Below are 18,462 nucleotides of genomic sequence, written 5' to 3'. Positions count from 1 at the left end.
ACCCGGCAACCCGGCAACCCGGCAACCCGGCAACCCGGGACTCTGCGTCCGGGCCCTTGCCCTCGGCACCCGGCGCCGGCCCCCGGCCGCCGCCTCCCGTCCCCTGGCCTCTGGCCTGTGGCCCCTGCGCTCAGTCCTCCAAGCCCTCCGCCGCCCGCTTCTCGCGGAGCTCCCTGATGGCGCGCCGCCGGGCCAGCCGGTGGGTGCGGCGGATCTGGGCCTCCTGGTAGCGGCGCCGGTCCCGGTCGGTCTCCGGGATCACCGGCGGCACCCGGCGGGGCTTGCCGTCGGCGTCCACCGCGGCGAAGACCAGGTAGGCCGAGCCGACCTGGGTGGGCGGGGTGGACTCGTTCCAGCGTTCGGCCAGCACCCGCACTCCGACCTCCATCGAGGTCCTTCCGGTCCAGTTGACCTGGGCCTTCACATGGACCAGATCGCCGACGCGGACCGGCTCCAGGAACACCATCTCGTCCATGGAGGCGGTGACGGCGGGCCCGCCGCTGTGCCGGCCGGCCACCGCCCCCGCCGCGTCGTCGACCAGTTTCATGATCACGCCGCCGTGCACCGTGCCCAGGAGGTTGGTGTCGCTGTGGGTCATGATGTGGCTGAGGGTGGTGCGGGACGCCGCGGTGGGCTTGCCCGGGATCTCCCCGGTCGCCGTGGCCGCGTCGGAGGCCTGGTCTGTCATGGCCTCCACCTTATGTCGAGTCGGCGGACGCGGACTTTGTGCCGGGTTCGCAACAGCGGTGCCCTGATTTTCCGACGGCCCTTGTAATGGACACAGTCGCGCCCTGCACACTGGGCCGCATGAGCGATTGGCCCCAGGGACGGTCCGACGACAACCGCGATCCCCGCTACGGACGCGGCAGCACCGGCGCGGAGCCGGAGGGTGCACGTGTCATGCGCCAGGTCCGCAGGGGCCCGGCGGCACCGCCCGGGGCACCGCCCGGCCAGAACCCCTACGGCGGCCACGTGCCGCAGCAGCCGTCGTACGTCGACGGCGGCGAGGACCCCGCCTCCGGCTACGGCGGCTACGACAGCGGCTACAACACCGGGCAGGTCTACGGCGGCGGACACGGCGGGTCCGTCCCCGGCGGCGACGCCCCCGCCGGCCCCGGCGTGCGGGGCCCCCGGCCGAACTGGCGGCGGCGGATCAAGTGGACCGCGATCACCGTGGTGACCGTGCTGGTGGTCGCCTCCGTCGGAACCTACTTCTGGGCCGACTCCAAGCTGCGTCGCGAGGTGGACATGTCGACCGTCATCGACCGCCCCGCGGCCGGAGACGGAACGAACTACCTGATCGTCGGCTCGGACAGCCGGGAGGGCCTGACCGCCCAGGACAAGAAGAACCTGCACACCGGGTCCGCCGAGGGCAAGCGGACGGACTCGATGATGATCCTGCACGTCGGCGGCAGCGGCGACACCCTGATCTCGCTCCCGCGCGACTCGGACGTGGAGATCCCCACGTTCAAGGGCTCCGAGTCCGGCAAGACGTACAAGGGCACCGGGAAGCGCACCAAGCTGAACGCCGCCTACGCGGAGGACGGGCCGACGCTGCTGGTGCGCACCGTCGAGTTCAACACCGGGCTCCACATCGACCACTACGTGGAGATCGGCTTCGCCGGCTTCGCGAACATCGTGGACGCGGTCGGCGGCGTCACCCTCGACATCGACAAGGGCTTCTCGGACAAGTGGTCCGGCGCCGACTTCAAGGCCGGCAAGCAGACCCTCAACGGCGAGCAGGCCCTGGCCTACGTCCGCACCCGGCACGCCTTCGCCGCCAGCGACCTCCAGCGGACCAAGAACCAGCAGAAGTTCCTCTCCGCGCTGGCCCACCAGGTGGCGACGCCCTCGACGGTCCTGAACCCCTTCAAGCTGTACCCGACCATGGGTGCCGGACTGGACTCGCTGATCGTCGACAAGGACATGTCGCTGTGGAACCTCGCCTCCATGTTCTGGGCGATGAAGGGGGTCAGCAGCGGTGACGGCACCTCGATGAACATGCCACTGGCCGGATCCCGCGGCGGCAACCTGCTCTGGGACAAGGCGAAGGTGAAGACGCTGGTGGACGAGCTGAACAGCGGCAAGAAGGTCACGGTCAAGGGCAACTGACCCGGCGGGCCTGCGGGGCCGGTGCCCGCCGTACGGCCCCACAGGCCGGCGCGGGCACCGGCCCCGCCGCCCGGCCCGCCTGCCCTCCGCCGCACGGCCCGCCTGCCCCTCCCCCGTTCGGACCCTCTACACCGTGCCGTGCGCGAGCAGGGCTGCGTGCGGCAGCACCAGCCGCCCGTCGGCGCCCAGGAAATCCGTGCCGAGCCGCTCGTACTCCCGCCGGATCCGGGCGGCGGTCTCCGGTTCCTGCGAGGTGACCACCAGCCCGACCGTCGCCACGCCTCCGGCGGCGGCGCTCCACCACTCCTCGACTCCGGCACGGTGGTCCCACTCCACCTCGACGGCGGCGGTGCCGGCGAGACCGGCCTCGCTCAGCAGTCCGGCCAGCCCTTCCGCGGTGCGGGCGAAGTCCTCGACCGGGTCGAGCCGCGGCAGACCGGCGGGCGGCACGGCCCCCGCGGCCTCACAGGCCCGGCCCAGCAGTTCCTGCCCGGCACCGCGGCGGCCCCGCCACACCGTCACCGCGAGTCGGCCGCCCGGTCGGAGCACCCGGCGAAGTTCGGCGAGCGCGGTCCGCGGACGGCCCACGTGGTTCAGCACGAAATTGCCGACGACGGCGTCGAACCCGCCGTCGGGAAAGGGCAGTTCGGGCAGTACTGCGATCTCCGCACCGACCCCGCGCCCGCGGGCCGCGGCGACCATCCCGGCATCGGCGTCCACGGCGCGCACCCGCGCCCCGCGCCGCTGCGCCGCCAGGGCGGCGGCGCCGGTACCGGTGCCGGCGTCGAGGACGTAGCTACCCTCCCCCACGCCCGCCGCGTCCAGCAGCGCCTCGACCGTGTGGGCGCACAGCGGCGCGAAACTTCCCGCGTACACCTGTGCCCGGCCCGCCCACATGGCGCGCTCGGACGCGTCGAACGCCTTCGTCGCATCGGTGATCGTCATGCACCCACCCTGCCGCCCGGCACGGTGCGGGGACACCTCTGGGGGCGCCCCCGCACCGGGTGGGACGAAGATCACGTGGCAGCGCCGGCCATCGTGCGGCACATCCCGGCGCAGTGGCGGCAGGACTCGGCACAACGCATCATCTGCGGGTCGTCGGGCATCGACATGCACGCCTCGGCGCACATGTCGCAGGCCCGCGCGCACATCGCGCACATCTCGGCCGACAGGGGCGAGCGGCGCATCATCATGTCCGCGCACATGCGGGTCATCTCGGAGCAGTCGATGAGCGCGCGCATGATCTGCATCTGAGCCTGCCCGCCCAGTTGCAGGCAGGCGCTCATGGTCTCCTCGCACACGGAGTGGCAGTCCATGCAGGCGCTCACGCAGTCCTGCATCTCCTTGCTCAAGGGGGCGGTGGTACCGGGCTGGTTCATGGTCATGGCTTCTCCCGGGTCTCGCGCGGGACCCCGGAGCGGGACCCGCGCCCCTCCCGTCCTACGCCTGCCGGGCGCAGATCGCCAACGGGCAAGGGGCGGGCGCACGGGGCCGGACGCACGGGTGGCCCTCCGCGAAGGGGCGGAGGGCCACGGGCGCGGGGGCGCGCCGGTACGACCGCGGATCGGACCGGGCCGGAGGTTGAGCCGCCCCGGAAGCCCGGAAACCCGGAAACCCCGCGACCCGGAAACCCCGCGACCGGGCGACCCAGGCGAACTACGGCAGGTTGCGGGCCATGACGATCCGCTGGACCTGGTTCGTGCCCTCGTAGATCTGCGTGATCTTCGCATCGCGCATCATGCGCTCGACCGGGTAGTCGCGGGTGTAGCCGTAGCCGCCGAGGAGCTGGACGGCGTCCGTGGTGGCTTCCATCGCGACATCGGAGGCGAAGCACTTGGCGGCGGCGCCCAGGTAGGTGAGGTCGGCGTCGCCGCGCTCGGAGGCGGCGGCGGCCTGGTAGGTCAGGGCGCGGGCGGCCGAGATCTTCATGGCCATGTCGGCCAGCATGAACTGGATGCCCTGGAAGTCGGCGATCGGCTTGCCGAACTGCTTGCGCTCCTTGACGTAGCCCTTGGCGTAGTCGAGGGCGCCCTGGGCGATGCCGAGGGCCTGGGCGGCGATGGTGATCCGGGTGTGGTCGAGGGTCTTCATCGCGGTCGCGAAACCCGTGCCCTCCTCGCCGATCATCCGGTCGGCGGGGATGCGGACGTTGTCCAGGTAGACCTCGCGGGTCGGGGATCCCTTGATGCCGAGCTTCTTCTCCGGGGCGCCGAAGGACACGCCCTCGTCGGACTTCTCCACCACGAAGGCGGAGATGCCCTTGGAGCGCTTCTCCGGGTCGGTCACGGCCATCACCGTGTAGTACTCGGAGACGCCGGCGTTGGTGATCCAGCGCTTGACGCCGTTGAGGATCCAGTGGTCGCCGTCGCGGACCGCCCTGGTCTTCATCCCGGCGGCGTCCGAGCCGGCGTCCGGCTCGGACAGGCAGTACGAGAACATGCCGTCGCCCTTGGCGAGCGGGGTCATGTACTTCTTCTTCAGCTCCTCCGAGCCGGAGAGGATCACCGGGAGCGAGCCCAGCTTGTTGACGGCCGGGATCAGCGAGGAGGAGGCGCACACGCGGGCCACCTCCTCGATCACGATCACCGTGGCCAGGGCGTCCGCACCGCCGCCGCCGTACTCCTCGGGGACGTGGACGGCGTGCAGGTCGTTGGCGACCAGCGCGTCCAGCGCCTCCTGCGGGAACCGGGCCTCCTCGTCCACCGCGGCGGCGTACGGCGCGATCTTCGCCTCGGCCAGGGAGCGGACGGCGTCGCGGAGCATGTCGTGCTCCTCCGACGGGCGGTACAGGTCGAAGTCAGCCGATCCGGCCAAGGTCTCTCACGCTCCAAAGACGCAGTGCTTCTGACGCTAATTACCGTTAAGTAACTCAATTTTAGAGCCCTGCTCACAGGAGGGGTACGTGAGCTTGGCGACAAGGGCAACCTTCCCGGTGCCGGACCGGCCCACGCCCGCCATCCGGCGCGTGCCCCCACCCCGGCTATGCTCGGGCGCGCATCGGAGAATCGCATGTCGCAAGGCGCACCGCACACCCCCTGGAGCATCGGAGCATCCATGGCCCTGAAGATCACCGTGATCGGCACCGGTTATCTCGGCGCCACACATGCCGCGGCCATGGCGGAACTGGGTTTCGAGGTGCTCGGCCTCGACGTCGTGCCCGAGAAGATCGACATGCTCCGGCGCGGCGAGGTCCCGATGTACGAACCGGGGCTGGAGGAGCTGCTGCGCCGGCACGTGGCGGGCATCGAGGGTTCGACCGGGCGGCTTCGGTTCACCACCGACTACGCCGAGGCCGGCGCGTTCGGCGACGTCCACTTCGTCTGCGTGAACACCCCGCAGCGGCACGGCGAGTACGCCTGCGACATGTCCTACGTCGACTCCGCGATCGCCTCGCTGGCCCCGCACCTCGGGGGCCCGGCGCTCGTCGTCGGCAAGTCCACGGTGCCCGTCGGCTCAGCGGACCGGCTCGCCGCCTACCTCGCCGAGCACGCGCCGGCCGGGGCGGACGCGGAGCTGGCCTGGAACCCGGAGTTCCTGCGGGAGGGCTTCGCCGTCGAGGACACCCTGCACCCCGACCGGATCGTGGTCGGGGTGCGCAGCGAGCGCGCGGAGAAGCTGCTGCGCGAGGTGTACTGCACGCCGGTCGCCGAGGGCACCCCGTTCATCGTCACCGACTTCCCGACCGCGGAGCTGGTGAAGACCTCCGCGAACTCCTTCCTGGCCACCAAGATCTCCTTCATCAACGCGATGGCGGAGGTGTGCGAGGCGGCCGGCGGCGACGTCGCCAAGCTGGCCGAGGCCATCGGCCACGACGACCGGATCGGCAGGAAGTTCCTGCGGGCCGGCATCGGCTTCGGCGGCGGCTGCCTGCCCAAGGACATCCGGGCCTTCATGGCGCGCGCCGGCGAGCTGGGCGCGGACCAGGCGCTGACCTTCCTGCGCGAGATCGACTCGATCAACATGCGGCAGCGCGGGCAGATGGTGGAGCTGACCCGGGAGGCGCTCGGCGGCGGGCCGTTCCTCGGCAGGCGGGTGGCGGTGCTCGGGGCGGCGTTCAAACCCGACTCGGACGACGTGCGCGACTCGCCGGCCCTGAACGTGGCCGGGCAGATCCACCTCCAGGGCGGTCAGGTCACCGTCTACGACCCCAAGGGCATGGACAACGCCCGCCGGGTCTTCCCGACCCTGGGGTACGCGGACTCCGCGCTGGACGCGGTGCGCGGCGCCGACGTGGTGCTGCACCTCACCGAGTGGCGGGAGTTCCGCGAGCTGGACCCGGCGGCGCTCGGCGAGGTGGCGGCCACGCGCCTGGTCCTGGACGGGCGCAACGCACTCGACCCGGAGCTGTGGCGGCGGGCGGGGTGGACGTACCGGGCGATGGGGCGGCCCACGGCCTGAGCGGCCGCGCGGCGGGCGTGGCCGCAGTGTCCCGCCGCCCGTCCCGTCTCGTCTCGTCTCGGCTCCGAAGCACGGCCGGCACCGTTGAGCCGTCTGCACCGGTGGGAGTCGTCGGCACGGGCGGGCACAGGCACGCCGGCACGGGCGAGCACAGGGCACGGGCGGGCACAGGCACGCCGACTCGGACGGGCACAGGCACGTCGACGCGAGTGAGCGCCGGTCCGGCCGAGGCTCAGTCGGCCGGACCGGCGCCCTGTCGCATTCTGCACCACGTTCCGCCGGTTCGCGGCCTCTCCCGGGTAGCGCCGCGTCTCCGCGCACGTCCCGCGCCCACCGGACGGAGTCCCCGCCTCGGCGACCGGCGGGCCGCGGTCGCCGTTCCGCGGGAACCCGACCGGGGCGGGGCCGCCCGGAGGGCGAAGGCTCTCCGAGCCGTCCTCCGTGCGCGGCTGCGCCGCCCCGACCAGGACGACACCGGCAGGAGCAACTGCACCGGACCCACGACAGGCGGCGCCGGGCGGTCCGCTCAGCCGTCGAGTTCGTCGATCGTCGCGTGCGAGGGGCCCCGCGACGAGGACAGGTCCCGCGCGACGTCCTCCGCGGCGCCCAGCACCCGGACGGCGTTCTGCCAGGTCAGCTTGGCCAGGTCGGTGCGGGACCAGCCGCGGTCGAGCAGTTCGGCGATCAGCCGGGGGTAGCCGGAGACGTCGTCGAGGCCGTCCGGGGTGAACGCCGTGCCGTCGTAGTCGCCGCCGATGCCGAGATGGTCGACGCCGGCGACCTCGCGCATGTGGTCCAGGTGGTCGGCGACCGTGGCCACCGTGGCGACGGGGCGCGGGTGCTGCTCCTCGAAGGCGCGGTGCACCTTCATCGCCTCGGCGGTGGTGTCCAGGTGGTGGAAGCCGTGCGCGCGCATGTTCTCGTCGGCGGCGGCCGTCCAGTCGACGGCCGCCCGGAGCACGAACTTGGGGACGAAGGTCACCATCGCCACTCCGCCGTTGGCGGGGAGGCGCTCCAGCACGTCGTCCGGGATGTTGCGGGGGTGGTCGCAGACCGCGCGGGAGGAGGAGTGGGAGAAGATCACCGGCGCCGCGGTGGTGTCGAGGGCGTCCCGCATGGTCGTCGCCGCCACGTGGGACAGGTCGACCAGCATGCCGAGGCGGTTCATCTCCCGGACCACCTCGCGGCCGAAGGCCGACAGGCCGCCGACCGCGGGCTCGTCGGTCGCCGAGTCGGCCCACGCCACGTTGTCGTTGTGGGTGAGCGTCAGGTACCGCACCCCCAGGGCGTACAGGCCGCGCAGGGTGCCCAGGGAGTTCGCGATGGAGTGGCCGCCCTCCGCGCCCATCAGCGAGGCGATACGGCCCTCGGTGCGCGCCTGCTCCATGTCGGCGGCGGTCAGCGCGCCGCGCAGGTCGGCCGGGTACCGGGCGACGAGCTGCCGTACGCAGTCGATCTGCTCCAGGGTCGCCGGCACCGGGTCGGGCAGGTCCGAGCGGACGTACACCGACCAGTACTGCGCGCCGACGCCGCCGGCCCGCAGCCGGGGGATGTCGGTGTGCAGGTGCGCGGCCTGGTCGGTGGCGACGTCGCGGGCGTCCAGGTCGTAGCGGACCTGTTCGCGCAGGGCCCAGGGCAGGTCGTTGTGCCCGTCGACGACGGGGAACCCGTCGAGCAGTTCCCGCGCCTCGTCCAGCCGGGCCGTTCGCGTCACGCCGTCCGCCACCTTGTCCGCCACTTCTTCCGCCACCTCGCTCGCCGTCGTGCCTGCCGTCTCCCCCGTCACCGGGCCGTCACTTCCCGAAGCCGAAGCCGGTCGCCCCCTCGGCCTTCGCGCGCAGCCGCTTGCCCTTCTCGGTGGCCTGGTCGTTGAGCTCCTGCTGGAACTCCCGCATCCGGGCCAGCAGCTCCTCGTCGTGCGCGGCGAGGACGCGCACCGCGAGCAGGCCGGCGTTGCGTGCGCCGCCGACCGACACGGTGGCGACCGGCACCCCCGCCGGCATCTGCACGATGGACAGCAGGCTGTCCATGCCGTCGAGGTGCTTCAGCGGCACGGGCACGCCGATCACCGGCAGCGGGGTCACCGAGGCGAGCATGCCGGGCAGGTGGGCGGCGCCCCCGGCTCCGGCGATGATCGCCTTCAGTCCGCGTCCGGCGGCCTGCTCGCCGTAGGCGATCATCTCGCGCGGCATCCGGTGCGCGGAGACGACGTCGACCTCGTAGTCGATCTCGAACTCGTCGAGGGCCTTCGCGGCGGCCTCCATCACGGGCCAGTCGGAGTCCGACCCCATGACGATGCCGACGGCGGGGGCTGCGAGCGGGCTCATTCGGTGATCGTGCCTCTCAGGTAGCCGGCAGCGTGCCGGGCGCGCTCCAGCACGTCGCCGAGGTCGTCGCCGTAGGTGTTGACGTGGCCGACCTTGCGGCCGGGCTTCACGTCCTTGCCGTACATGTGGATCTTGAGCTGGGGGTCGCGGGCCATGCAGTGCAGGTACGCGGAGTACATGTCGGGGAAGTCCCCGCCGAGGACGTTCACCATGGCCGTCCAGGGGGCGCGGGGGCGCGGGTCGCCGAGCGGGAGGTCCAGGACCGCCCGTACGTGGTTGGCGAACTGGCTGGTCATCGCGCCGTCCTGGGTCCAGTGGCCCGAGTTGTGGGGGCGCATCGCCAGCTCGTTGACGAGGATGCGCCCGTCGCGGGTCTGGAACAGCTCGACGGCTAGGTGGCCGACCACTCCCAGCTCCTTGGCGATGGTCAGGGCCATCTCCTCGGCCTGCAGGGCGAGGGCCCCGTCGAGGTCGGGGGCCGGGGCGATGACCGTGTCGCAGACGCCGTTCACCTGCCGGGACTCCACCACCGGGTACGCGACCGCCTGGCCGTGGGGGGAGCGCACCACGTTGGCGGCGAGCTCGCGGGCGAAGTCGACCTTCTCCTCGGCGAGCACCGGCACCCCGGCGCGGAACGGCTCCGCGGCCTCGGCGGCGGAGTCCACGACCCACACGCCCTTGCCGTCGTAGCCGCCGCGGACGGTCTTGAGGACGACGGGGAAGCCGTCTGCCGGCCGCCCGTCCGCACCGGGCGGTGCGGAGGGCCCGTCCGCCGCGAGCTCCGCCGCGAAGGCGGCCACGTCCTCGGGATCGGAGACGATCCTGTGCCGCGGGCACGGGATGCCGATCGCGTCGAGCTTCGCGCGCATCACGCCCTTGTCCTGGGCGTGCACGAGCGCCTCCGGTCCCGGGCGCACGGCGACGCCGTCCGCCAGCAGGGCCTTGAGGTGCTCGGTCGGCACGTGCTCGTGATCGAAGGTGATCACGTCGCAGCCGCGCGCGAAGTCACGCAGCGTGTCCAGGTCGCGATAGTCGCCGATGACGACGTCGTTCACGACCTGTGCCGCGGAATCCTGGGGAGTGTCACTGAGGAGCTTGAACCTGATGCCGAGCGGGATGCCCGCCTCGTGTGTCATACGAGCGAGCTGGCCACCGCCGACCATGCCGACTACCGGGAACGTCACGACCCCAGGGTATCCGCCGTGGGGAGTGCGCCTGTTTCCGGCCGTTCTCCGGCGCCCCCGGCCGGTGTCCGCCCCCCGTCGCCCCTCGTCCCGGGGCACCCGTGGAGGGTGAGTGTGCTCTCTTCCGACAGCGGCCGCGCAGGGCGCTGGTTAGCATGGGCTGAGTTGACGAATCCGCGACGGACAGGGGCCTGCTCGACCATGGGACGTGGTACCTCGGAGCTGCGGCGCCTGGCGCACGAGGCCGCCAAGTTCGGCGCTGTGGGCGGCGCCGGGCTGCTGGTCAACCTCGGTGTGTTCAACCTGGTGCGCGGTGTCACCGACCTGCCGGTCGTGCGGGCCAGCGTGATCGCGACCGTGGTCTCGATCGTCTTCAACTACCTGGGCTTCCGCTACTTCACCTACCGCGACCGGGACAAGACCGGGCGGACCCGCGAGATGGGCCTGTTCCTGCTGTTCAGCGTCGTCGGCCTGGTGATCGAGAACGGTGTGCTGTTCGCGGCGACGTACGGCTTCGGCTGGGACAGCCCGCTGCAGAGCAACGTCTTCAAGTTCCTCGGCATCGGTGTGGCGACCCTGTTCCGGTTCTGGTCCTACCGCACCTGGGTGTTCCGGGCGCTGCCCGTCCGGGAGGCACCCGCCGCCCCGGCCCGAGGGGCCGCGGCCCGCGGGGCGGCGGCCCGCGGGGCGGCGGCCGGGCAGCGGTCCCGCCGGACGGGGGACGGCGCGGAGCCGCTCGCGGGGCCGGCGCCGGCCCGGCCCGGCCAGCGCGTCTGAGGACCGCGGCACGCCCGAGAGCGGTGTCCGCCCGCACCGGCCCGGGGCCCCGGAGCCCCCGGCGCTGCAGGTCACCGGGCTGCCGGGCTGCCGGGCTGCCGGGCTGCCGGGCTGCCGGGCTGCCGGGTCAGCGGACCGTCGGCTCCTCCCGCTCCGCCGGTTTCTTCGCCGGCGGGGTGCGGGACAGGAACAGGCCGAAGACCGGCGGTGACGCCTGCAGCATCTCCAGGCGCCCGCCGTCGGCCTCCGCGAGGTCACGGGCGACCGCGAGGCCGATGCCGGTGGAGTTCCGCCCGCTGATCGCCCGCTCGAAGATCCGTGCGCCGAGGTCGGCCGGGACGCCCGGCCCCTCGTCGGTGACCTCGACGACCGCCTGGTTTCCGGTGACCCGGGTGCGCAGCGCGACCGTGCCCCTGCCGTGCATCAGGGAGTTCTCGATCAGCGCCGCCAGCACCTGGGCGACCGCGCCCGGTGTGCCGACGGCCCTCAGGTGCCGCTTGCCGGAGCTGACGACGGCGCGGCCCGCACTGCGGTAGGCCGGGCGCCACTCGGCGAGCTGCTGCTGGATGACCTCGTCGAGGTCGAAGGTGACGGCCGAGCCGGTGCGCGGGTCGCGGGAGTTGGTCAGCAGCCGCTCCACCACGTCCGTGAGCCGCTCCACCTGGCTGAGGGCGACGTTCGCCTCGTCCTTCACCGTGTCCAGGTCGTCGGTGAGGGTGATCTCCTCCAGCCGCATGGAGAGCGCGGTGAGCGGGGTGCGGAGCTGGTGGGAGGCGTCGGCGGCGAGCCGCCGTTCGGCGGTGAGCATCCGGGCGATGCGCTCGGCGGAACCGTCCAGCACGTCCGCGACCCGGTCCAGTTCGGGCACCCCGTACCGCTTGTGGCGGGGGCGGGGGTCGCCGGAGCCGAGCCGTTCGGCGGTCTCCGCCAGGTCGGTGAGCGGGGAGGCGAGCCGGTTGGCCTGGCGGATGGCGAGCGCGACCGCGGCCACCACGGCGAGCAGCGCCACCAGGCCGATGATCAGCAGCGTCCGGCCGACCTCGCGGGTCACCGTGGAGCGGGGCTCCTCTACGACGACGGTCTCGCCCTCCTCCCCGCTGACCTCCTTGGAGCGGATCACGTCGCCGACCGGCCGGTCCCCCACTTCGATGGGCGGGCGGCCGGGGATGCGGACCACGGCGTACCGGTCCTGCATGCCGGGGCCGCGCAGGATGTCCGGGGTGACGTCCGCCGCGCTGAGCAGCCGGCTGTCGACGATGCTGGCCAGCCGCAGCGCCTCGGAGTCCACCCGCTCCTGGGCGCTGTTGCTGATCGTGCGGGTCTCCACGATCACCAGGGAGACGCCGAAGACCGCGATGACGACGAGGACGACGGCGAGGGTGGACTGGATGAGACGGCGACGCAAGGGGCCCTCCGGGCGGTGGTGCTGGGGGTTTCCCTAGCTCTTCTCGAACCGGAAGCCCACGCCCCGCACGGTGGCGATGTAGCGGGGGTTGGCCGCGTCGTCGCCGAGCTTCTTGCGCAGCCAGGAGATGTGCATGTCGAGCGTCTTGGTCGACGACCACCAGGTGGTGTCCCAGACCTCGCGCATCAGCTGATCCCGGGTCACCACCCGGCCGGCGTCGCGCACCAGCACCCGCAGCAGGTCGAACTCCTTCGCGGTGAGCTGGAGCTCGTCGTCGCCCATCCACGCGCGGTGCGACTCGACGTCGATGCGCACGCCGTGCGTGGCGGGCGGCTGCTGGGGTTCCGCGGAGCCGCGGCGCAGCAGGGCCCGGACGCGGGCGAGCAGTTCGGCGAGGCGGAAGGGCTTGGTGACGTAGTCGTCGGCGCCCGCGTCGAGGCCGACGACGGTGTCCACCTCGTCGGCGCGCGCGGTGAGGATGAGGATGGGAACCGCGTGACCGTCCGCGCGCAGTCTGCGGGCCACCTCCAGGCCGTCCATGCCGGGCAGGCCGAGATCCAGCACGACCAGGTCGACACCACCCTGCATTCCGGCGTCGAGTGCGGAGGGGCCGTCCTCGCGCACCTCGACCTCGTACCCTTCCCGGCGCAGTGCGCGGGCCAGCGGCTCCGAGATGGAGGCATCGTCCTCGGCGAGCAGTACACGGGTCATGAGGCGATGGTAGTCCGCCCCGCAACGGCGCCGAGGTGTGATCGGCGAGGGCGGCTCTTACCTGTGGACATCCCGGACAGTGCACCCCGTCGGCGGTACGGACCAGCGGTCCGGGGATGTCATCCTGGTGAAGACATCCGGCAAAGGTCTTGCGGTTTCGGGGTCACCTGTGATTCCCCTCTCAAGTCCTTCCATATCCGGCACTGTCCTGCCGTATGGTGAACCGACGCCTGTAGCACCATCGGACCTTTGGCGGAAACACCGCCGAAGGTCTCTTTCGTGTGCGGGCCGGTTCTCCGCCGGCTCCGAAGGAATGACCTGTGGCCGGGCCTCGTGGCGCGACAAGCGCGGAGGCGTGGATCCCGGTGGTCGCCGTCCTCCGCCCCGCGATCCGGGGCGGACTCCCCCCGGGCGTGGGGGTGGACGGGCCGACCGTGCCGGTGCCGGCCGCCGAGACCGGGCGCGCAACGCTCCACCGCGCGTCCCGACCAGCAAGGAACAACCAATGGCGACCAGCCTGACGAAGGACTCGGCCCTGCCGGGCACCCCCGGCTCCGGGAAGACCTTCTTCGGCCACCCCCGAGGTCTGGCCACTCTCTTCATGACCGAGATGTGGGAGCGCTTCTCCTACTACGGCATGAGGGCCCTGCTCCCGCTGTACCTGGTGGCACCGGGCGGACTGCACCTGAGCGCGGCGACGGCGACCGCGATCTACTCCGTCTACCTGTCGCTCGTCTACCTGCTCACCCTCCCGGGTGGCTGGTTCGCCGACCGCGTGCTCGGCCCGCGCAGGACCGTCGCCGTCGCGGGCACGGTCATCATGCTCGGCCACCTCACGCTGGCCCTGCCGTCCGCCGGCACCTTCTACGCGGGTCTCGGACTCGTCGCGATCGGTTCCGGCCTGCTGAAGGCCAACATCTCCACGATGGTCGGCCACCTGTACGACGGGCCGGACGACCCGCGCCGGGACGGCGGCTTCACCCTCTTCTACATCGGCATCAACGTCGGCGCCTTCGCCGCCCCGCTGGCCATCGGCACCGTCGGGGAGAACGTCGACTGGCACCTGGGCTTCGCGCTCGCCGCGGTGGGCATGGCGCTGGGCCTGGCCCAGTTCCTGCTCGGCAGCCGGCACCTGAGCGCCCGTTCGAACCTGGTCCCGACGCCGCTGTCCGCCGCCGAGAAGTCCGCGACGCTGCGCAAGTCGGCCCTGTGGGCCGGTGTGGCGGCCGTCTTCTACGCGGTCGTCGGCCTGTCCGGCGTCTACACGCTGAACTGGCTGCTGGTGCCGATCACCCTGGCGGGTCTGGTCATCCCGGTGATGGTGATCACCCGGATCCGGCGCGACAAGGACCTCGACCGCTCCGAGCAGTCGAAGATGTCGGCGTACATCTGGTTCTTCGTCGCCGCGGCCGTCTTCTGGATGATCTACGACCAGGGCGGCTCGACCCTGTCGCTGTTCGCGGACTCCTCCGCCGACAACTCGGTCCTCGGCTGGGACTTCCCGGTCTCCTGGTACCAGTCGGTCAACCCGGTCATGATCATGGCGTTCGCGCCGGTCGTCGCCTGGCTGTGGCTCGCCCTGGCACGGCGCGGCAAGGAGCCCAGCACCGCGGTGAAGTTCGCGTTGGGCCTCGGCTTCATCGGCGCCTCCTTCCTGCTCTTCCTGGTGCCGCTGTCGATCGCCGACGGCGGGCACAAGGCGGCCGCGATGTGGCTGGTGGGCATCTACTTCGTGCAGACGGTCGGCGAGCTGACGCTGTCGCCGGTGGGCCTGTCGGTCACCACGAAGATGGCACCGGCGAAGTACGCCTCGCAGATGATGGGTGTCTGGTTCCTGGCCGTCACCGCCGGTGACGCCACCACCAGCCTGCTGTCGCTGGCCGGCGTCGACCTGAACCGCACGGGCATCGTGGCCCTGGAGGCGGCCCTGGCGATCACCGCGGGTGCCGCGGTGTGGATGTACCGCAGGAAGGTCAGGGAGCTCATGGGCGACGTGCACTGAGCCGCACCGCCCGCTCCCGGCCGAACGCCCGGAGGGCCGTCGCACCCGCGTGGGTGCGACGGCCCTCCGGGCGTTCCGGGGACGGCGGAGGACGGCGGGGGCCGGCGGGGGGCCGGCCGGCGGGGGCCGCAGGCGGACGTCCCGCGCGCGCCTCGCGCCCGGCGCCTCGGGGCTCCGCGCGCACGGGGCTCCGCGCGCACGGGGCACCGGCGCGCGGGCCGGGCCACCACGAAGCGACCGCGCAGACCGCAGCGGCGGAACCCGGAGGGCCACCGGGCCGCGAGGACCGTGAGGCCCTCCGGGGACCCACGGGGACGGGCAGGGGCGCAGCCGGGGCCGCGGAGGTCGGAGGACCGCAGGGCCACATTCCGGATCGGCAGGGTCGGAGGACCGCAGGTCAGCAGAGCGGCAGAGCGGCAGAGTCTGGGTATCGCGGCCGCGGAGCCTGAGGGACCCCGGGGGCGCAGGTCCCGGGGCCCCGGGACCGGGCGCCGCACACCCCGGGGCCCTGTGCCTCGGGTTCTCAGGGTCTCAGGCGGGTGCGCCCAGTTCGGCCCAGACCGTCTTGCCCGCGACGCCCGGGGTCCGCACCACGCCCCAGTCCAGGCACAGTCGCTGCACGATGAACATGCCGTGGCCTCCCGGGCGGCCGGCCCGGTGCGGGGTGCGCGGGGCGGGCTGGCCGGTTCCCCGGTCGGAGACCTTGATGCGGATCACCTTGTTGTCGCAGGTGAGCTCCATCCGGTCCGGCCCCTCGGCATGCAGGCAGGCGTTGGTGACCAGCTCGGAGACGACGAGGAGCACGTCCTCGGCGGCGGCCCGCCGGTCCGCGGTGGCCGCAGGCATCCAGCCCCACGCGTACAGCGCCTGCCGGGCGAAGTCGCGGGCGAGCGGCACGACGCCGCTCCGGTCGTCGAAGCTCAAACTGCGCACTTGACGACCCGCCGACACCCCGGAAGCGCCGCTGGGCTCCGGGGAGCCCGGCGGATAGGGCCGGGTGGTGCTCATCAGCGCTTCACCTCACCGATTCACCAGTTCACGATTCAGAAGTCAGCACGCGGATCGACGGGGCTCCGCCGATGCCGGACGTGTCTGCTTGGCATCTGTTCAGCATGTCTCCTGCCCGACCGCGCCCCGGGAACACCCCCCGTTTCGGCGTGGCGGGCGGAGCGACCGAAAGCGGCCGTCGCGCGCTCCTGCGGCGGAGCGCCCGGCGTACGCGGTCCCGGCATGCCGCAGGCCCCGGCGCGGCGCCCGCGCCGGACCGGCCGCCCGGTCGGCCTCCCCCGGCCGCGGACTCAGTCGGCCTCGTCGGCCTCGTCGGCCCCACCGGCACCGTCGGCCCCCTCCGCCTCTGCCGCCTCTGCCGTACCGCCGTCCGTACCGGCCAGCGCGTCCTCGACCGTCTCGTGGACGGTGAAGACCGCCTCGGCGCCGGTGATCTCGAAGACGCGGGCCACCACCGGCTGCATCGCGGCCAGGTGCACCCCGCCGCCGGCGGCCTCCGCCTTCAGGCGGGCGCCCAGCAGCACGTTCAGCCCCGTGGAGTCGCAGAACTCCAGCCGGGAGCAGTCCACGACCAGGCGGCTGAGCCCCTTGTCGACGCACCCCTCCAGCGGCTCGCGCAGCAGCTCCGCCGTATGGTGATCGAGTTCACCCGCGGGGGTCACGACGGCGCTGGAGCCCTCTTGCCGCACCTCCACCAGAAGTCGGCCAGACTGTGCGCTGCCGACCGTCCCGTGGTCCATGCCGTCTCTCTCCCGAGGTCGTGCGTACTGAGTCACGCCTGAATGACGCCATCGAACATTACGCCTTCTGTGCGCGGTTCGACAGCCGAACAATCACCTGCAATCGGACATTTTGCAACGAAGCGCACTTGCGGTGGTGTCGGGGAAGCGGGTAGGGCTAGTAAGGACGCATACCCGACACACGGCCGGCTTTGGAGGCGCCGCACACCGTAGTGCACGTTCAGGCTTCGGCGGCCATATGCCGAGAACGATGGAGGACATCATGTCACCCCGGCTCGACGCCTCGCATACCCCGAGAGGGACGTCGACAACCTCTCCGGAACATCTGGATCCCATCGAAGACAACTCCTTCGCCGATCCCTTCCCCGCGGACCCCGAGTCGGGCATCGAGCAGGACGGCGACGCACTCGCCGGACTTCCGGAGATACCCCCGTACGACGAGGTCGCTCCGGTCGATGCGCGGGCCCTGTCCAGGACCCTCTTCGAGCGGCTGGAGTCGCTGGAGGAAGGTACCCACGAGTACTCGTACGTCCGCAACACCCTCGTCGAGCTGAACCTCGCGCTGGTGAAGTTCGCCGCCTCCCGCTTCCGCTCCCGCAGCGAGCCGATGGAAGACATCATCCAGGTCGGCACCATCGGGCTGATCAAGGCGATCGACCGCTTCGAACTCTCCCGCGGGGTCGAGTTCCCCACCTTCGCGATGCCGACGATCATCGGCGAGATCAAGCGCTTCTTCCGCGACACCTCGTGGTCCGTGCGGGTGCCCCGCCGGCTGCAGGAACTCCGGCTGGACCTGGCGAAGGCCGGCGACGAGCTGGCCCAGCAGCTGGACCGCGCACCGACGGTGACGGAACTGGCCGAGCGCCTCGGACTGACCAACGACGAGGTCGTGGAGGGCATGGCGGCCGCCAACGCCTACACCGCCTCCTCGCTCGACGCGCAGCCCGAGGAGGACGACGCCGAGGGCGCGCTCGCGGACCGGATCGGCTACGAGGACCACGGCCTCGAGGGCATCGAGTACGTCGAGTCGCTGAAGCCGCTCATCGCGGAACTCCCACCCCGCGACCGGAAGATCCTCTCGCTCCGCTTCGTCGCGGGCATGACCCAGTCCGAGATCGGCGACGAACTCGGCATCTCGCAGATGCACGTCTCGCGGCTGCTCTCACGGACCTTGGGCAGACTGCGCAAGGGGCTCACCGTCGAGGAGTGAGCCCGCGGATCGCCCGGTGTCCCGACGCACCACACGCCGACGGGACACCGGGCGACTCGCGTCACGGGGCCGTCCGGCTCCACCGCCGCGCAGCCCTGTCCCGCAGCTCAGGCCGTGAAGGCCGTGAAGACCCCGGTCGCAGGTGAGCGGGGGAACCGACCCGGCGGCACCGGTGTGCGGGGCCGCCGGGAAGAGTCACCCGATGCCCCGCCCCCGGGGCGGGGAGGGTGGTGCAGCGCGGACGCCGCACCACCCGAACGGGGGGGCCTCAGTCACCCACCGTCTCGCTCACCTGCTCGCTGCCGGCCATCGCGCCGGCCCACAGCCGCACATCCGCGATGCGCGCCGGCAGGTAGTGGCCCCAGACACCGCCGGTGAAGGCCTTGCCCACGGCGAATTCGCCGGCACCGACTCGTGCCGTGAACGCCTGGGGTCCGCCGTTCCGCACATGCCCGACGTAGAGGCTGATGGTCCCCGACTGCGCGTCGTACACACCCGTCAGGCGGACCATGCTGTCGGTGGCGGCGACCTCGTCGGACGCCACCGAGGTGAAGGAACCGTCCGCGTTCAGCCGGCCGAACTGCCAGA

17 protein-coding genes are annotated in these 18,462 nt (G+C 72.3%); 5 read left to right on the top strand and 12 right to left on the bottom strand.

Going from position 1 to position 18,462, the window contains the following annotated elements; genetic code table 11:
* Positions 1-130: 130 nt before the first annotated feature.
* Positions 131-688 (bottom strand): acyl-CoA thioesterase, encoded by a 558-nt coding sequence (locus ACL02U_RS24595; RefSeq protein WP_412793098.1) that lies wholly within the window; start codon positions 686-688, stop codon positions 131-133.
* Between the two features lie 119 nt (positions 689-807).
* On the opposite strand from ACL02U_RS24595, the gene ACL02U_RS24590 reads away from it, so the two are divergent.
* Positions 808-2,112 (top strand): LCP family protein, encoded by a 1,305-nt coding sequence (locus tag ACL02U_RS24590; protein ID WP_412793097.1) that lies wholly within the window; start codon positions 808-810, stop codon positions 2,110-2,112.
* Between the two features lie 126 nt (positions 2,113-2,238).
* Here ACL02U_RS24590 and ACL02U_RS24585 read toward each other — a convergent pair whose 3' ends face one another.
* The 3 genes from ACL02U_RS24585 to ACL02U_RS24575 all read right to left on the bottom strand — a co-directional run bounded on the left by ACL02U_RS24585 (position 2,239) and on the right by ACL02U_RS24575 (position 4,926).
* Positions 2,239-3,057 carry a class I SAM-dependent methyltransferase gene (locus tag ACL02U_RS24585; RefSeq protein ID WP_412793096.1) on the bottom strand — a complete coding sequence of 273 codons (819 nt, stop codon included), beginning with the start codon at positions 3,055-3,057 and terminating at the stop codon, positions 2,239-2,241.
* Positions 3,058-3,128: 71 nt separating this feature from the next.
* The gene (locus ACL02U_RS24580; RefSeq protein ID WP_412793095.1) at positions 3,129-3,497 is read right to left on the bottom strand and encodes a four-helix bundle copper-binding protein; all 369 of its coding nucleotides are present in this window, start codon (positions 3,495-3,497) and stop codon (positions 3,129-3,131) included.
* A 271-nt stretch (positions 3,498-3,768) separates the two neighbouring features.
* The gene (locus ACL02U_RS24575; RefSeq protein WP_412793094.1) at positions 3,769-4,926 is read right to left on the bottom strand and encodes an acyl-CoA dehydrogenase; all 1,158 of its coding nucleotides are present in this window, start codon (positions 4,924-4,926) and stop codon (positions 3,769-3,771) included.
* 240 nt (positions 4,927-5,166) lie between these two features.
* Here ACL02U_RS24575 and ACL02U_RS24570 point away from each other — a divergent pair, with 240 nt between their 5' ends.
* A complete protein-coding gene (locus ACL02U_RS24570) occupies positions 5,167-6,510 on the top strand; it encodes a UDP-glucose dehydrogenase family protein (RefSeq protein WP_412793122.1) in 1,344 nt (447 codons plus the stop codon).
* A gap of 526 nt (positions 6,511-7,036) precedes the next feature.
* On the opposite strand, the gene ACL02U_RS24565 is transcribed toward ACL02U_RS24570, so the two are convergent.
* The 3 genes from ACL02U_RS24565 to ACL02U_RS24555 are packed head-to-tail and all read right to left on the bottom strand — an operon-like array spanning position 7,037 to position 10,021.
* Positions 7,037-8,248, bottom strand: coding sequence for a dipeptidase (locus tag ACL02U_RS24565; protein ID WP_412793093.1), 1,212 nt, complete (start codon positions 8,246-8,248; stop codon positions 7,037-7,039).
* Positions 8,249-8,303: 55 nt separating this feature from the next.
* The gene (gene purE / locus ACL02U_RS24560; protein ID WP_412793092.1) at positions 8,304-8,837 is read right to left on the bottom strand and encodes a 5-(carboxyamino)imidazole ribonucleotide mutase; all 534 of its coding nucleotides are present in this window, start codon (positions 8,835-8,837) and stop codon (positions 8,304-8,306) included.
* Complete coding sequence (locus tag ACL02U_RS24555; protein WP_412793091.1) at positions 8,834-10,021, bottom strand: 5-(carboxyamino)imidazole ribonucleotide synthase; 1,188 nt, start codon at positions 10,019-10,021, stop codon at positions 8,834-8,836. Before ACL02U_RS24555 ends, purE begins: the two co-directional genes overlap by 4 nt.
* Positions 10,022-10,222: 201 nt before the next feature.
* Between ACL02U_RS24555 and ACL02U_RS24550 the strand changes: the two genes are divergently transcribed.
* The gene (locus ACL02U_RS24550) at positions 10,223-10,798 is read left to right on the top strand and encodes a GtrA family protein (protein WP_412793090.1); all 576 of its coding nucleotides are present in this window, start codon (positions 10,223-10,225) and stop codon (positions 10,796-10,798) included.
* Between the two features lie 127 nt (positions 10,799-10,925).
* On the opposite strand, the gene ACL02U_RS24545 is transcribed toward ACL02U_RS24550, so the two are convergent.
* Together ACL02U_RS24545 and ACL02U_RS24540 are read right to left on the bottom strand one after the other, a co-directional pair.
* Complete coding sequence (locus ACL02U_RS24545) at positions 10,926-12,203, bottom strand: ATP-binding protein (RefSeq protein WP_412793089.1); 1,278 nt, start codon at positions 12,201-12,203, stop codon at positions 10,926-10,928.
* A gap of 33 nt (positions 12,204-12,236) precedes the next feature.
* Positions 12,237-12,914: a response regulator transcription factor gene (locus tag ACL02U_RS24540; RefSeq protein WP_412793088.1), complete on the bottom strand. Its 678-nt coding sequence runs from the start codon at positions 12,912-12,914 to the stop codon at positions 12,237-12,239.
* Between the two features lie 505 nt (positions 12,915-13,419).
* Here ACL02U_RS24540 and ACL02U_RS24535 point away from each other — a divergent pair.
* Positions 13,420-14,916, top strand: a complete 1,497-nt coding sequence (locus ACL02U_RS24535) for an oligopeptide:H+ symporter (RefSeq protein ID WP_412793087.1) — start codon at positions 13,420-13,422, stop codon at positions 14,914-14,916.
* A gap of 531 nt (positions 14,917-15,447) precedes the next feature.
* On the opposite strand, the gene ACL02U_RS24530 is transcribed toward ACL02U_RS24535, so the two are convergent.
* Together ACL02U_RS24530 and ACL02U_RS24525 are read right to left on the bottom strand one after the other, a co-directional pair.
* The gene (locus tag ACL02U_RS24530; protein WP_412793086.1) at positions 15,448-15,924 is read right to left on the bottom strand and encodes an ATP-binding protein; all 477 of its coding nucleotides are present in this window, start codon (positions 15,922-15,924) and stop codon (positions 15,448-15,450) included.
* A gap of 290 nt (positions 15,925-16,214) precedes the next feature.
* Complete coding sequence (locus tag ACL02U_RS24525; protein WP_412793085.1) at positions 16,215-16,664, bottom strand: STAS domain-containing protein; 450 nt, start codon at positions 16,662-16,664, stop codon at positions 16,215-16,217.
* A gap of 250 nt (positions 16,665-16,914) precedes the next feature.
* Here ACL02U_RS24525 and ACL02U_RS24520 point away from each other — a divergent pair, with 250 nt between their 5' ends.
* The gene (locus tag ACL02U_RS24520; protein ID WP_412793084.1) at positions 16,915-17,874 is read left to right on the top strand and encodes an RNA polymerase sigma factor SigF; all 960 of its coding nucleotides are present in this window, start codon (positions 16,915-16,917) and stop codon (positions 17,872-17,874) included.
* A 268-nt stretch (positions 17,875-18,142) separates the two neighbouring features.
* Here ACL02U_RS24520 and ACL02U_RS24515 read toward each other — a convergent pair.
* The coding region (locus tag ACL02U_RS24515; RefSeq protein WP_412793083.1) for a LamG-like jellyroll fold domain-containing protein at positions 18,143-18,462 on the bottom strand (320 nt) is incomplete at its 5' end.

The organism is Streptomyces sp. MS06 (assembly GCF_047200655.1).
In the GTDB taxonomy this organism is placed as follows: Bacteria; Actinomycetota; Actinomycetes; order Streptomycetales; family Streptomycetaceae; genus Streptomyces.
The sequence above is the reverse complement of the archived record's forward strand: the minus strand, read 5'-3'. Positions and strand labels throughout refer to the sequence as shown.

Bases quoted from the DNA above. Each gene is read 5' to 3' on its own strand.
- ACL02U_RS24520 (WP_412793084.1), top strand. From the start codon at position 16,915: ATGGAGGACATCATGTCACCCCGGCTCGACGCCTCGCATACCCCGAGA.
- purE (WP_412793092.1), bottom strand. From the start codon at position 8,837: ATGAGCCCGCTCGCAGCCCCCGCCGTCGGCATCGTCATGGGGTCGGAC.
- ACL02U_RS24550 (WP_412793090.1), top strand. From the start codon at position 10,223: ATGGGACGTGGTACCTCGGAGCTGCGGCGCCTGGCGCACGAGGCCGCC.
- ACL02U_RS24595 (WP_412793098.1), bottom strand. From the start codon at position 688: ATGACAGACCAGGCCTCCGACGCGGCCACGGCGACCGGGGAGATCCCG.
- ACL02U_RS24580 (WP_412793095.1), bottom strand. From the start codon at position 3,497: ATGACCATGAACCAGCCCGGTACCACCGCCCCCTTGAGCAAGGAGATG.
- ACL02U_RS24540 (WP_412793088.1), bottom strand. From the start codon at position 12,914: ATGACCCGTGTACTGCTCGCCGAGGACGATGCCTCCATCTCGGAGCCG.
- ACL02U_RS24535 (WP_412793087.1), top strand. From the start codon at position 13,420: ATGGCGACCAGCCTGACGAAGGACTCGGCCCTGCCGGGCACCCCCGGC.
- ACL02U_RS24525 (WP_412793085.1), bottom strand. From the start codon at position 16,664: ATGGACCACGGGACGGTCGGCAGCGCACAGTCTGGCCGACTTCTGGTG.
- ACL02U_RS24590 (WP_412793097.1), top strand. From the start codon at position 808: ATGAGCGATTGGCCCCAGGGACGGTCCGACGACAACCGCGATCCCCGC.
- ACL02U_RS24585 (WP_412793096.1), bottom strand. From the start codon at position 3,057: ATGACGATCACCGATGCGACGAAGGCGTTCGACGCGTCCGAGCGCGCC.
- ACL02U_RS24530 (WP_412793086.1), bottom strand. From the start codon at position 15,924: ATGAGCACCACCCGGCCCTATCCGCCGGGCTCCCCGGAGCCCAGCGGC.
- ACL02U_RS24570 (WP_412793122.1), top strand. From the start codon at position 5,167: ATGGCCCTGAAGATCACCGTGATCGGCACCGGTTATCTCGGCGCCACA.